This window comes from Patescibacteria group bacterium (genome assembly GCA_028692545.1).
Lineage (GTDB): Bacteria > Patescibacteriota > Patescibacteriia > UBA1558 > S5-K13 > STD2-204.
Genome location: JAQUXC010000006.1, coordinates 1 through 15,088, shown reverse-complemented (window position 1 = coordinate 15,088; position 15,088 = coordinate 1). Strand labels below are relative to the sequence as shown.

The 15,088-nt window shown below is 27.1% G+C and carries 13 protein-coding genes; 3 read left to right on the top strand and 10 right to left on the bottom strand.

The window, feature by feature from the left end; genetic code table 11:
* Position 1 precedes the first annotated feature (1 nt).
* The 3 genes from PHZ07_03105 to PHZ07_03095 all read left to right on the top strand — a co-directional run bounded on the left by PHZ07_03105 (position 2) and on the right by PHZ07_03095 (position 3,921).
* Positions 2 to 1,210 (top strand): WecB/TagA/CpsF family glycosyltransferase, encoded by a 1,209-nt coding sequence (locus tag PHZ07_03105; GenBank protein ID MDD3284558.1) that lies wholly within the window; start codon positions 2 to 4, stop codon positions 1,208 to 1,210.
* Positions 1,211 to 1,214: 4 nt separating this feature from the next.
* Complete coding sequence (gene gltX, locus PHZ07_03100; GenBank protein ID MDD3284557.1) at positions 1,215 to 2,645, top strand: glutamate--tRNA ligase; 1,431 nt, start codon at positions 1,215 to 1,217, stop codon at positions 2,643 to 2,645.
* 61 nt (positions 2,646 to 2,706) lie between these two features.
* Complete coding sequence (locus tag PHZ07_03095) at positions 2,707 to 3,921, top strand: peptidoglycan DD-metalloendopeptidase family protein (GenBank protein MDD3284556.1); 1,215 nt, start codon at positions 2,707 to 2,709, stop codon at positions 3,919 to 3,921.
* Between the two features lie 47 nt (positions 3,922 to 3,968).
* Here the strand turns inward: PHZ07_03095 and PHZ07_03090 are convergent, their stop codons facing one another.
* From PHZ07_03090 to PHZ07_03045, 10 genes are all read right to left on the bottom strand, one after another.
* Positions 3,969 to 4,946, bottom strand: a complete 978-nt coding sequence (locus tag PHZ07_03090; protein MDD3284555.1) for a tyrosine-type recombinase/integrase — start codon at positions 4,944 to 4,946, stop codon at positions 3,969 to 3,971.
* A gap of 442 nt (positions 4,947 to 5,388) precedes the next feature.
* Complete coding sequence (locus PHZ07_03085; protein MDD3284554.1) at positions 5,389 to 6,159, bottom strand: hypothetical protein; 771 nt, start codon at positions 6,157 to 6,159, stop codon at positions 5,389 to 5,391.
* 46 nt (positions 6,160 to 6,205) lie between these two features.
* Positions 6,206 to 7,246 (bottom strand): hypothetical protein, encoded by a 1,041-nt coding sequence (locus PHZ07_03080; protein MDD3284553.1) that lies wholly within the window; start codon positions 7,244 to 7,246, stop codon positions 6,206 to 6,208.
* Between the two features lie 14 nt (positions 7,247 to 7,260).
* Positions 7,261 to 8,424 (bottom strand): alanine racemase, encoded by a 1,164-nt coding sequence (gene alr / locus PHZ07_03075; GenBank protein MDD3284552.1) that lies wholly within the window; start codon positions 8,422 to 8,424, stop codon positions 7,261 to 7,263.
* 7 nt (positions 8,425 to 8,431) lie between these two features.
* Positions 8,432 to 9,676 (bottom strand): serine--tRNA ligase, encoded by a 1,245-nt coding sequence (gene serS / locus PHZ07_03070; GenBank protein ID MDD3284551.1) that lies wholly within the window; start codon positions 9,674 to 9,676, stop codon positions 8,432 to 8,434.
* A 59-nt stretch (positions 9,677 to 9,735) separates the two neighbouring features.
* Positions 9,736 to 10,419 carry a peptidylprolyl isomerase gene (locus PHZ07_03065; GenBank protein ID MDD3284550.1) on the bottom strand — a complete coding sequence of 228 codons (684 nt, stop codon included), beginning with the start codon at positions 10,417 to 10,419 and terminating at the stop codon, positions 9,736 to 9,738.
* Between the two features lie 90 nt (positions 10,420 to 10,509).
* A complete protein-coding gene (gene lysS, locus PHZ07_03060) occupies positions 10,510 to 11,988 on the bottom strand; it encodes a lysine--tRNA ligase (GenBank protein MDD3284549.1) in 1,479 nt (492 codons plus the stop codon).
* 176 nt (positions 11,989 to 12,164) lie between these two features.
* Entirely contained in the window at positions 12,165 to 12,560 is a 396-nt protein-coding gene (mscL, locus tag PHZ07_03055) for a large-conductance mechanosensitive channel protein MscL (GenBank protein MDD3284548.1), read from the bottom strand.
* A 480-nt stretch (positions 12,561 to 13,040) separates the two neighbouring features.
* Positions 13,041 to 13,886 (bottom strand): hypothetical protein, encoded by an 846-nt coding sequence (locus tag PHZ07_03050; protein ID MDD3284547.1) that lies wholly within the window; start codon positions 13,884 to 13,886, stop codon positions 13,041 to 13,043.
* Between the two features lie 173 nt (positions 13,887 to 14,059).
* Positions 14,060 to 15,088, bottom strand: a 1,029-nt coding sequence (locus PHZ07_03045; GenBank protein ID MDD3284546.1) for a hypothetical protein, incomplete at its 5' end; no start/stop codon positions are given.

Genomic DNA, 15,088 nt, shown 5'->3' with positions numbered 1-15,088 from the left:
TATGTCAAAAACCAATATATTAACAATAGATATAGATAACATTACATTAAAAGAAACTCTGAAAAAAATAGAGAATTTTGTTGACGATGACAAACAGCATTATATAGTAACACCAAATCCAGAAATAGTTCTCAAGGCGCAAAAAGACTCTTATTATAGAGCCGTCTTAAACAATGCAGATATTTCCGTCCCAGATGGAACTGGAATAATACTAGCATCTTGGGTAATAGGAAATCCAATATATAAAAAAATTACAGGAATAGATCTGTGTTGGGAAATATGTAAATTATCATCTCAAAAAGAATATAAAATTTTCTTACTAGGCGGAAAAGACAATTCATCAAAAATAGCAAAGACAAAACTAGAATTAAAATATAAAAATATAAAAATTGTAGGAGCTGAAGATGGGTTTGAAAATATAAAAAATATAAGTAATGAAGAAAATAAAAACATTATAGATAAAATAAATGAAAGTTGTGCACAAATTTTGTTTGTAGCATACGGCGCACCATTTCAAGAAAAATGGATATATGAAAATTTGGGGAAAATATCAAAGGTGAAAGTTGCTATGGGAGTAGGAGGTTCTATAGATTTTATATCAGGAAAAGCCATAAGAGCCCCAAGGTTATTAAGAGCAATAGGTTTAGAATGGGTTTGGAGGCTTATAATAGAACCAAATAGAATACAAAGAATATTGGATGCCACAATAACATATAGTATAAATATAATAAAATGGAAAATACATCTATTAAAACCATTTAGAGATAATGTTGTAATGATAATAATAAACAAAAACAATGAAATACTTTTAACAAAAGAAATTTACGATAAAATTGGATATAGATTTCCACAAGGTGGAATAGAAAAAAATGAGGAAATAAAACAATCCATTTTTAGAGAAATAAAAGAAGAAACTGGATTTACAAAAGTCAAAATACTAGGAATGGCAGATAGAACTAGTTTCCATTATTGGCCAATGGAATGGTATGGAATACCAAAGTGGGAAAAAAGATATAATCAAAAATTTTGTGGTCAAAAACAAATAATATATTTTTTAAGACACACTGAAGATGAAAAATTTGACCCAGAAGAAAATGAAATAATAGATCACAAATGGGTAAAAAAAGATGAAATAAGACAATATCTAACCCCACATAAAAAAGAAATACTCAATATAATTTTAGAAAATATAGATAAATATTTAATATAATATTATGAATTATAAAACTCGTTTCGCACCATCACCAACTGGATATCTACACATTGGAGGACTTAGAACCGCCTTGTATAATTATTTATTTATCAAAAAATATGGTGGAAAAATGATACTCAGAATAGAGGACACTGACAGAGAAAGATATATAGCTAATGCAGATAAGCAAATTATTGATACACTCAAAACATTTGGAATCAATTTTGACATAGGACCGTATTATCAATCAGAAAGATTAGATTTGTATAAAAAATTTGTTCAACAATTAATAAGCGAGGACAAGGCATATTATTGTTTTTGCAGTAAAGAAAGATTAGAAAAATTAAGAGAAGAACAACAAAAAAACAAACAAATACCAAAATATGACAGACATTGCACATCTTTATCAAAAAAAGAAATACAAGAAAAATTAAATAACAATGAAAGTTTTGTAATAAGGTTAAAACTCCCTGAGAATGAGGATGTAGTATTTGAAGATGAAGTCTATGGACAAGTAAAAATAAATACAAAAGATCTAGATGATCAAGTACTTTTGAAATCCGATGGATATCCTACATATCATTTAGCAGTTGTTATAGATGATCATGATATGGGAATAAGTCATATAATAAGAGGCGAGGAGTGGCTACCATCTACACCAAAACACATAATACTTTACAAAATGTTTAGTTGGGAAATTCCAAAATTTATACATCTCCCATTATTATTAAATCCTGATAGATCAAAATTATCAAAAAGACAAGGAGATGTAGCTGCTGAAGATTTTTTAAAAAAGGGATATTTACCAGAAGCTATTATAAATTACATAGCATTTTTGGGATGGAATCCAAAAACCACAAAAGAAATATACAGCATGGATGAATTAATACAAGATTTTTCAGTAGATAAAATAAATAAAGCTGGAGCAGTATTTGATGTAGATAAATTAAATTGGATAAATGCAGAATATATAAAAAATATTGTTAAAGAAAAAGGAGAAAAATACAAAGAAATTATAAAAATACTCCCAAATTACATAAAAGAAACAACAAATGAAAAAATGCTTGAAAAAATATTTATAGTTTTATCAAGTAGGTTAAATTATTTTGAGCAATTAAAAGAGGACTCACAATTTTTCTTTAATTTACAGAATTATAATGCAGATCATTTGATATTCAAAAAAAGTAATAAAGAATTAACAATAAAAGGTTTAAAAATTGTAAAAGAATCATTAGAATCATTGAATGATGAATTAATAGAAGAACAAATAAATACTCTATTAAATAAAGTAATGACACAAAATAATCTAAACCCAGGAGATATATTTTGGCCTCTTAGATTTGCACTTTCAGGGCTAGAAAAAAGTCCAAGCCCAGCCGAAATATTATGGATTTTGGGAAAAGATGAAAGTTTAAAAAGAATAAACTTAGCTATAGAAAAATTAGAAAAATAAATATTGTCTAATTATCATTTTTATGTCATAATACATAATATAATAGGGGACTATAAAATAAATGAAAACAAAAATAAAATTCAAAATAAATATAATATTAATTAATATTCTAGTACTGAGTAATATTTTTTTATTTCCAATAATTTCAAGATCTGAAAGTGTTCAAGAAATAGAACAATTAATTTCAGAAAAAAAGAAAGTAATAGATGAATTAAATCAACAAAAAAAAATATATCAAGATAAAATAAAGAAAAAACAACAAGAAAAAGCATCATTTCAAAACCAAATATCTATATTAGACACTCAAATAGCATCCAGAACTATTGGTTTAGAAACAAATAAATTACAAATAGAAGGTTTAAAGCTAGAATTAGAATCTATTAAACTTGAAATTGAAAAAAAAGAAAATGAAATAATCACAAATAAAGAAAGAGTTAAAACGGCATTACAAAATTTATATAAAGAAGAAGATAGTAATAATATATTAAAAATTTTAATAGTAAAAGAAAATTTGAGTGATTTTTTTGACGAGGTAAATAAATTAAAAACATTACAAGCAGATTTAAAAGATAAAATACAACAACTAAAACAATTAAAAGATTGGCTCGAACAAAAAAATAAAAATATAGAACAATCAAAAACAGAATTAGAAGGTTTACAAGAAAAACTAGTAAATGAGCAAGAAAGTTTAAAACAAGAACAAGATACAAAATTATATTTTTTATCAGCAACCAAAAGCGATGAACAACAATTTCAAAATCTTTTATCATCTTTAAAAAAAGAACAACAAGAAGCTGATAATATTATAAAATTATACGAAGAAAAGGCTAGAAGAATGCTTGAAAGCAATAAAACCTTAATAAAAGATAATGGAACATTTGTTTGGCCAGTACCATCACAATATGTAACAACTTATTTTCATGATCCAGATTATCCATTTAGAAATATATTTGAACACCCCGCAATAGATATAAGAGCATCACAAGGAACCCCAATAAAAGCTACTGCCTCAGGATATGTAGCAATAGCACAGGACAACGGATATGGATATAGCTATATAACATTAGTACATAACAATGGGATTTCCACTGTCTATGGACATGTATCTCAAATAAATGTTAAAACTGGAGACTTTGTGTTACAAGGAGATGTAATAGGAAAATCTGGTGGAACTCCTGGCACGCCTGGAGCAGGAAGACTCACAACAGGACCACACTTACATTTTGAAGTAAGGTTAAATGGTACACCAGTAAACCCTTTAATATACTTGAAATAATATTAAAATAAATTCTTACAAATAAATAACCAGGTCGGATGACTTGGTTATTTACTAAGTGGATGAAATTTCTTTTGTGCACTTTCTGCAAATCTATCAGATGCATGAACGTATCTAGTTGTTGTATCTAGTGACTCGTGACCAAGTAATATTTGTATAGCGGCAGGGCTAGCTCCATTTTCTGCTAAATAAGTAGCAAATCCATGCCTCAATGAATGTGCACTTATAGGAACATTTATATTCAAAATTTCTCTATAAAATTTGATTCTTTCTTGTAAATAATTTGTAGATACTTTTGTATCTTTTTTTGATGAATTCAAACCTCTAAGTGGCACAAACAAACGCTTACAATTATCTTTTCTTTTAGATAAATAATATCCCAGATATCTTTTAGCTCTTTCTGTAATATAAACAAAACGTTCTTTTTTACCCTTACCAAGTATAAATATTCTTCCATTACTATCTATTTGATCTTTGTTTAAATTTACAATTTCTGATATTCTCATTCCTGTAGAAAACAAAAGTTCCAACATAGCTCTATTTCTACACGCTACTATTTCATTTTTTTCTAATTTTGTAGGAGCTTCTATAAGCTTTACCAATTGATCAAATTCAGGAATTTTTGGATGCTTTTTTATATTCTTCACTAATTTTATATTTTCTGGCAAAATTGATGTTTTGTAATCATATTCTATTAAATATTTTAAATAAGATCTAAGAGAGGATAACATTCTATTTATAGAAAAAGATGATAATTTTTTTTCTTGAGATTTATTATTACATGTTGTTCTATCGATAGAGTAGAGATAGGCCTTGTATCTATCAATATGTAATTTATTAAGCTTTTCAAAATCCAAACTTTCAGATTCTAAAAAATTTATAAAAGAATTTACATCTCTTTCATAATTATAAATAGTTTCAGTAGAGTAGTTGTTTACTTGTAAATTTAATAAGAAGTCGTCAAACAGAGGAAGAGTAGGTCTACTTTTTATATTACTTTGTTTTTTTGGCTTATTTACTTGCATAATATTAACTGCGTATAATATCCCTTACACTCAGTTATTATAGCATTATCTATAATAACATTCAAATTAATAAAATATAATAAATCCACACTACCTCACTACTTATCACTTATTTTAAACTAAATCACTATAATATTCATTAAAATACCTTATATAACCTCTATTTTATGGCTTAAATAAAGGGTTTTATTTATATTTTTAAAACTTAGTTGATACTTATATCAAAACTTATATAAAATAATTCAAAAATTTCTAAATCAAAATTTATTTAATTTAAATTTTGATTATAAAATATATCTAAATTATCTATATTATTATAAATACCCCACTCTACACCAGCAAAAAATAAATTTATAATTTTATATAAATATTTTTTATAAAACACTCCACTCTATTTCTATTGTTTGACAAAATATATATAATATGTTCTAATATAAATTATCTATTTTTTTCTTAATTTTAAAGTTTTTGCATTTTTGTCTTTACCTAAACCTATAATAAGATCAAAATATTTAGATTTCATTTTCTTATTAAACATAACTGCGTTTTCCCAAACGCAATGACCCCCTATTCCATCTTTTGGAGGTGTTAAAGTTGGCCTTATTACATTTGGTAAATGCATTTTTTTATAACCTTCATTGTAAGTATCATTAAATTCTTCAAAGGTAGAATAATCAACTTTAAATTTTTTACAAATTTCATTTACTTCATGTGCCCAAGCAATACACAAACCATAATAACTAGTACATAATATTTTGTTTAATTCTGTGACACTAGATGGTACAAAATATTTTGAATTAACACCTATTTGTTCATAATGTTTTACTACTTCCTCACCAATATTTTTGTCGTCTGCTCCTACAAATTTTACAAAAGTTTTTATACTCTTTGTAAGATTTGGATGTTTACCTCTTACAGGACTATGAACTACTATTTTGTTTTTTAATAATTTATTTATTTTTGATGTAACTCCCACATCAACTGTTGACTCTATAATTACAAATCTTGGTTTACAAATTTTTACCTGTTTTACGACATCAGGAATAAAATTTTTATCATAAGGGATTGCAATATGTAAAATACTCACAGAATCATTCAAAAAATCATGATCCAAATCTTTTGATAAAATTTGATATTTATTTTTTGGATAAACCTTCGCTACTGATTTACCTATCTCTCCAAAACCCATAATTCCTATAATTTCTTTTTTCATATTTTTGTATTGTAGGGACTAATATATTTCCCGATTTTAATGCGAATTATTTAATTATAATTTGACTTTTTTGTCTTAAATCTATATATTGAACATTTTTTAGATCATATTTCTTTTCTTCTACAACATATCTATATAAATTAGTTAATTGACTATCCAAACTATCATCTAATTTAAAATATATTTTAATACCTCCATCAGTGATCATTGTGATATATCCATTATCATTTATTTGAAATTCATAATGTTTTCTTTTCTGTTGTTCAAATTTTTCAAAATAGCTATTATCTAAATACATTATTCTCTCTAAAATTTCTTTATCAAAAATATTTTTATCTATTTCTGGATATTCTGGATAAACATCTTTCATGACTTCTTGTATTCTAGGGACTTCTTCTATAACAACTCCTCCATCTTCTGCCTCTTTACTTATAAACACAGTAGAGCTTGTATGTTGATATATAGGATCATTTACCATTTTTAATTCTTGATCTTTTATTTCTTGTTCATTTGCCAAAATACTCCTTGGTATTTCTTTAATTATTATATAGTCTTTTTTATCATATTTTTCTATTTTTGAAGCTACAATAGCATCTTCATCCACTAAAAACTTTCCATCCCCTATCTCATAGACAACTTTGCATGGTTTTTCTTTTAATTCTATAAAAATAGATGAAAAATATTTTTTATCAATGTTTAATTCTACTAGAGAATAATCTGATGACAAAATTGATTTCAATTTTTTACTATTAAATAAAAAATAATTATTATTTTTCAAAAATATTAGTCTTCTTTTATTCAAAAAGTCATGTGTCAAAATTTGTATATCTTTTGTCGGAATATCTTGATTACCACTTACGATAACCTGTTCTATTTTAAAATATTTTGAAAACAAAAATAAATATATAAAATAAACAAAAACAAATATTAAAAAGAAAATCATAACCTTACTTTGCCATTTTATACTATCTCTTTTATAAAAATATTCATTTACAATTTTTCTATTAAAAGAGTTCTTTTTATTTGAAAATAAACTACGCCTAGATTTAAAATTATTTTTTCTAATTGTAGTGTTATTATTATACATATTAATATAAATTTTTAATCAATAATTATTCTTGGAATTTCTGAATTTAATCTTGTAACCAACTCATAATTTATAGTATCTATTTTTTTTGACAGATATTCTAAATCTAAAATATTTTTACCTTGCTTTCCTATTATTACAACCTCATCTCCCACTTTAGCTTTTAAGCCAGTAATATCTATCATGGCTATATTCATGCAAATTCTACCTATTATATTACAAATTTTACCATTAACTAATACTTCCCCATTGTTAGAAAATCTACGATCCAATCCTTCAAAATATCCAACAGGAATAAGCCCCATTTTAATTTTACTTGTTGTTCTATATGTACAACCATAGCCAACTGGTACATCTGCTTTTAAATCTTTTATTTGAAATAGCTTTGTTTTCCATGATAATACTGGTTTTAATTTGAAACTATTATTTGTCTTATTAATAAATTTTTTGTTTTCTTCTGACGCCCAAAGTCCATACATAGAAACTCCAAGCCTAACAGCATCAAAATGATTTTTTTTTGACATATTTATAGCCGCACTTGCAGCCATATGTTTTATAGGAATATTTATTTTTTCTTTTTCCAAATTATCAATTAAACTTTTAAAATTATTTAGTTGATAATTTGCAAAATATTGATTACTCTCCTCTGTTGTGGCAAAATGTGATGCCAAACCTTTTATGTCAATATTTTTTAATTTTTTGATAGTTTTTATGAAATCTATTGCATCTTCATATTTTACTCCTACTCTTGCCATACCAGTTTCAACTTTTATATGAATTTTTACTCTCTTTTTTAATTTTGAAGCAATGTCATCAAAAATCTTTACAACACTCATATCATAAACCATAAGTGATATATTGTTTTTTATTGCAAATTTTATTTGATCAGCAAACACCTCTCTATTTTCAGTGATTCCATAATAACTCAAAACCAAGATTGGTTTTTTTATATTATTTTTTCTAAGTAATATTGCTTCTTCTAAATTTACAGTAGCTAAAATGTCAACTTCTTTTATAGAATCCAAAATTTTTGAAATCAAAACTATTCCATGACCATAGGCATTACTTTTTACAACAGCCATTAATTTTACATTTTTGTCTAAAAGTTTTTTATGACTTTTAATATTGTATTCTAAATTTTTTCTAGATATTTCTATCCAAGAATTATGATATTCCATTTCAATTCTATTTAATTTTTGGAGTTAATTTTTTAAATGGTAAATATTTTCTTAAAACTTTTGGAATAACAACTGATCCATCCTTCATCTGATTTTGTTCAAGTATTGCTGGTAATAATCTACTTGTTGCAAGACCAGATGCATTTAATGTATGAACAAAATTTTTCTTACCATTTTTTGAAAATCTAATATTTGCACGTCTAGCTTGATAATCTAATCCGTTTGAAACACTACTTACCTCTTTATATATATTCAAACTTGGAAAATAGATTTCTATATCTATAGTTTTTGACATTGCAGCACTTGCATCCCCTGCTGCAAGAAGAGATGTTTGAAAATGTAATCCCAATCCTTCAACCATTTTTTCTGCATTTCTTTTTAGTTCCTCAAATGCACGCCACGAATTTTCTGGCTCAGTAAATTGAAACATTTCTATTTTATTGAATTGATGCCCTCTCATCATTCCCCTCTCCTCAGACCTATAAGCCCCTGCTTCTTTTCTAAAACATGGAGAATATGCATAGTATTTAAGCGGAAGTTCTTTTGAATCTATAATTTCATCTCTATGATAATTTAAAATCATCATTTCACTAGTTGCATTTAAACATAATTTATCATCATCTGTCCAAAAAAGATCCTCTTTAAATTTTGGCAAATGGCCAGATGCATAAGCTGATTCTCTATTTAATAAATATGGTAATAATAAAAATGAATACTTATTTTTATCATGAAAATCTTTAAAATAATTTAAAAGTGCCCACTCCAAAAGAGCACCATTACCCTTATAAGCCCAAAAACCTGATCCAGACATTTTTGTGGCTCTTTCATAATCTATCAGGTCTAAAGAAGAAGCTAAATCTATATGATTCTTTATTTCAAAATCTAATTTTGATTTTTTTCCATATGTATAAATAACTTTATTATTTTCTTTTCCACCAGAAGAAACATCGTCAGCCGGAATGTTTGGAAGTGATGATAATCTATCTTTGAATTCATTTTCTATTTCTTCTAAATTTTCTTCCAAACCTTTTATCTTTTCTCCAAGAGATTTCATATTTTCTATAATTTCTTGACTTGGCTTTGTCTTTGAAAATTTATTTCTCTCAGCTTTAAATTCATCTATACAAGAAATTAATTTTTTTCTTTTATCATCTAATTCTAAAATAAAATCCAAATCAACATTATCCATTCTTTTTAAAAGTGCTTTTTTTATTTCTTCTTTGTTTTCTCTTATTTTGTTTATGTCTAACATAATATTAAGTATTAAGTTTAAAGTTGAAAGTTATAAAGTTTCTATAATATAGACAAAAATTATTTTTCAACATTGATGTTAACAATATAATCACCTTGTGTAATTGAATTTACTATGTCTTGACCATTTATTACTTGTCCAAAAATTGTATGTTTTCCATTTAACCAATCAGTTGGCACATGAGTTATAAAAATTTGAGATCCATTTGTATTTGGTCCTGAGTTTGCCATTGCAAGTCTTCCTGGACGATCAAATAATAAATCTTTATTAAACTCATCTTCAAATTTATATCCTGGACCGCCAGTACCTGCGATTGGTAAATTGTTTGGATTGTTGTATGGATCATAGGTAAAATCTTTTCCTTCTACACCACGAGTAGCAGGATCTCCAGTTTGAATCATAAAATCAGGAATCACTCTATGAAATTTTATGTTATTATAAAATCTTTCATTTATTAATTTAACAAAATTTTCTACAGTAATCGGTGCTTTATCTTTATAGAGCTCCAATTCTATATTTCCTTTATTTGTTTTCATTACAATTTTCATATTTTCTTTTTTATCAATTATTTTTGTTGTTGAAGATGGTGTATTTTGTTCTTCTATTATAATATTATCACTTTGTAAATTATTAACTTGTTTTTCTTCGATATTATTTTTGTTTAATTTTTCTTCATTATTAACCTTATTACATCCAGACAAAAAAATTAATAAAAACAATGATAATACAATTATTTTTTTCATATCTATTTAAAAAATTAAATAATTAAAATTTATTCGAAATTAAAAATTCTTGCCTACCCTGCCTACCGGACAGGCAGGCATAATTCAAAACTAATCTTTCGGCTTCATAAGTGGAAAAATCTGACACTCTCTAATGGATTTATCTAGCAAAAATGAAAATACTCTTTCACTTAGCCCAAATCCACACGTAGGTGGCATTCCATGCTCAAGCGCCTCTACAAACTCCTTGTCATACATTTGAGCTTCGTCATCACCTTCATCTCTAAGCTTTTCTTGCCTCTGAAACCTCTCTGCTTGATCAATTGGATCATTTAACTCACTATAGCCATTTCCAAGCTCAGAACCTCCAATTATTGGCTGAAATCTTTGAGTAAGCTTTGGATCAGCATCCAACTTCTTTGCAAGTGGAGAAACTACTTCTGGAATATTTACTAAAAATCCAGGACCAGCAATTTGCTTTCTACAATATTTCCATAAATTATCTATAGCTCTTGTAATATTGAAACCATCTTTATCATAATCTATTTTTAATTCTTTTAACTTTTTTTCTATTTCCTTTTGATCAGACTTCAAAATATCAATACCAGTAATTTTTTTTACAGTTTCACGATAATCATAAATTTCCCATTTTTTTCCCAAGTCTATATCAAATCCTCTTGTGTGAAATTTCAAAGTTCCAAAAGTTTCTTGAGCTACATATTTGTACAATTCTTCTACAAGTTCCATTCCCATTTTATAATCAGCATAAGCCCAATAAAATTCCATCTGTGTATAATCTTGTAAATGCTCACTGTCCATTCCTTCATTTCTAAATTGTCTTCCTATTTCAAATGTTTTTTCATATCCAGCAACCATAAGCTGTTTTTGCCATAATTCTCCAGTTGAAATACGAAGAAACACATCTACATCAAGCGCATTGTGATGAGTAATAAATGGTTTTGCATCTGCACCACCAGTTGTAATTTCCAAAACTGGAGTTTCAACTTCTAAAAATCCACGGTCCAATAAAAATTTTCTTATTGAATTCCAAAACTTGGATCTTTTTACAAACATATCTTTTATTTCTGTATTACACAAAATATCAAGATATCTTTTTCTAAGTCTTTCTTCTTCATCTTTGAATCCGTGCCATTTCTCAGGAAGAGGTCTTAGTGTTTTTGTAAGTAAGGTCCACTCTTTTACCATCAAACTTTTTTCACCTTTATGTGTGACAAAACATTCACCTTTTACTTCTATAAAATCTGCTACATCTATTAATTTTTCAAAATTTTTATATTCATCTGCTCCAATTTCTTTTTTTGAAAAAGCCAATTGTATTGATCCTGAATCATCTTGCAACTGACAAAATGAAAGATTTCCATGAGATCTTTTGCTTCTAAGTCTGCCTGTCAAAAAAATATGCTTTTTATCATTTTCAAATTGTTCAAAATTAGAAAAAACTTCATTGATTGTATGAGTTTTTTTTGAAATAGCTGGATAGGGATTTATACCAACTTCTTTTAATTTTTTTAATTTCTCTATTCTGATTTTGTACTCGTCACTAGGATTTATAGGTTGCTTATCTTCCATAATTTTAAAGGTTTATAAATAAGTAAAAATAGCTAAATTAAAGCATATTATAGATATAATTATACTCAATTTTTATGATAATTTAAAGAGTTGACAAAAAACAAATATTAGGTCATTAAATTTAAATATTTTTATAATTATTTGTTTTTATATTTTTTTGAGTTCAAAAAAATAAATTATATTTTATTTTTTAAATTATCTCTAATTTCTCTTAATATTAAAATTTCTTCACTAGGTCCAGGTATTTTTTCTTCTTGTTTTTTCTTTAACTTATTAATTTGTTTTACAACTATAAAAATAGAAAATGCCACTATCACAAAATCAATAATTGTATTTATAAACAGTCCATAATTTAGTGTTATTGGAGTTGCCAATTCAGTCTCATTTTTTAATGTAATTGCTAAATTGGAAAAATTTATTCCTCCAAGCAACACTCCAATAGGTGGCATTATAATATCAGAAACAAGAGAGCTTACAATTTTTCCAAATGCAGCTCCTATAATTACACCAACTGCCATATCCATAACATTACCTTTTATAGCGAACTGCTTAAATTCTTGCAAAATAGACATAAATTTATATTATATTTTAAATCATTAAACTATATAATTATATTGTATAACATAAAAAGAAATCAATAAATAATGTTCTTTTTAATTTATATAATTAATTTGTATGAAGATCTAAAAATCTGTAAATGATCATATTGAGCCATAAAATTTAAATTTTTCATCCCGCTCTAGCGGGATGAAATAAATAAATAATCAAATAATCCAAATCATCAAATAATCAAATATTAATCCCGTGAGATAATTTAATTGTTAATATACTGATATTTTAACATTATACAAAGATAAACAATGATATGAGGTTTTAATATGCCTATCTCACGTGATTAATTTGCCAAGCGAACGCAACGAACTCTGCCGGCCCCACCCTTACCGTTGACGTCCGTGTTCCCGTACCCTAAACGGACGTACCAGGCAAAGTCAGTGTAGTCCGAAAACGCCGTAGCAGACCAGTAATTGTCACCTGTACCGGGAAATTCAAGATTACCATAAGAACCATCTATATATGCTTGCATTAATTGTTTCTGATGTGGTCCAATCTAATCCTAAACTTGAACATAATTCTTGAGCGGTCATTCCATCATTATCTACACCTGAATTATCCCACGAATAATATGTTGCTGTTGTTGTACTATTTGATGAACATCCTACTCCTGCACATGGTAGTGCCCATATTAGATTTGTATTGTTGTCCTTTGCTTGTGCAAAACTATCTCCTGTTCCACAATATGTATTTGCAAGATTACATTGTGTCCAAGTTGCTTCATATCTATTTGCTGGTGGTTCTCCTCCATTATTATAATCATCTACTCCACCTGTTGAAGTTGCTCCGCCTGTTATTCCTTGTCCCGTACCATTGAACATATTTGATAAAGCAGTTCCACCTACTCCAAATATAGTTACTCCTGATAGTATATTACCTTCTGATAGGTCTGTATCTATGGTGGTTAAGTTGGTTGCATCATAAAATCCTCCACCTATTTCTACTGTTGTATTTGATATTGTTTTTGTTTCTATTGCCCCTGTTACACCCATATATGTTGCAGTTGTAAGCATTTTATCTGCATCAATAGTTGGTATTGCTTCATATATATCTTTTAGTGTATGAAATGTAGATGCTGGTGTGGCTGATGATGTAAGATCATGATCTCCTTCATCTGCGGATGTTGTATTGTCTGTTAATTTGTCGTATATATCTCCTAGTGTATAGAATGTTGGTAATATACTTGTACCACTCGGAAATAGATCTCCTGCCTTTGTAATACTAAATGTAATAAGTATTACTAGTACTGCAAATGAAATGTTTTTTAAGATGTTTTTTGTTTTCATAAATTTAGCTTTCAGCTCTTAGTAATTAGCTATCAGCTGAATTAATTATTTATTATTATTTATTTATTTTAAATTATATATATTTGTTAATTAATCAATTAATCTATTACGCAATTATACTATCCCGCGAAGCGGGATCCCGCAACAATTATAAATTATATACAGAGGTGGTATTATTCAATCTCTTCTCCTTCAGTATAATCCCCAAAGAATTCATCTGGTAAATCATGAACTAACTTATTCCAATTAGCTCCATATAGTTCTATTGCTTTTTCTTCTGTCTTTATCCATTGTATAAGTCCATTTACTCCTACTAGATATACTTTAGCTACTGTTGGTATTTTAAATAGTATACCAGTATTATATGGAACATTCTTTCCTAGTGTATAAGTAGCTAGTTCTTCTTTAGTTATTGTAGAAACAAATGAAAAATCATTATCAAAATATGAATACCATATACTTTCATTTGGATATGCATGTCTATCATTATTACTATCTACAAAGTACACAGTACTTCTATCCTCTGTCTTTACCCACTTACCTGTAGTCCAGAATGATTGTGGAATACTACTTTCTACATCATTTGTATCTATAGTATCTGGTACTCCAGTAATGTTAAATATTGCAAACTTTGTTAGATGATTTACAGTAAACACAACTTTATTTGTAACTGTATCAAATACAGCATTTTCTACTAATATCCAGCTATCAAGTGTTGTATCATAATAATATACTCCTAGATTAGATGTATCAGATGGAATACTAGATAATGTTATTGATATAGTTAGATTATTAGTAAATGATGTAATAGAACTATTATTAATATCAATTGCTGATATATTAAATATACTATTACCAATCATAAATGCACCAGTACTACTATTTGGTGTATTATCAGTACTTAATGACCCTTCGCTTACAGTAATAGTGGTATTAGATATTACAGTATTAGCTGGTACTACAACAGTAATACTAGAATTATCAGTAAATGTATAATTAAGTGTTCCACCATTTGCTGGTGTAACAGTTGTAGAATATGTTGGTATAGTTGGTGGTGTAACTATTGTAGAACCATTCCATCCTCCACCTGTTGAACCAGATGATGGTCTTGCTGATTTTGGAATCCAATCTGTTGATACCTTGTAATTATTGTCATCACATGTATTAGTATTAGAACAATTCATAGATATATATCCTATATT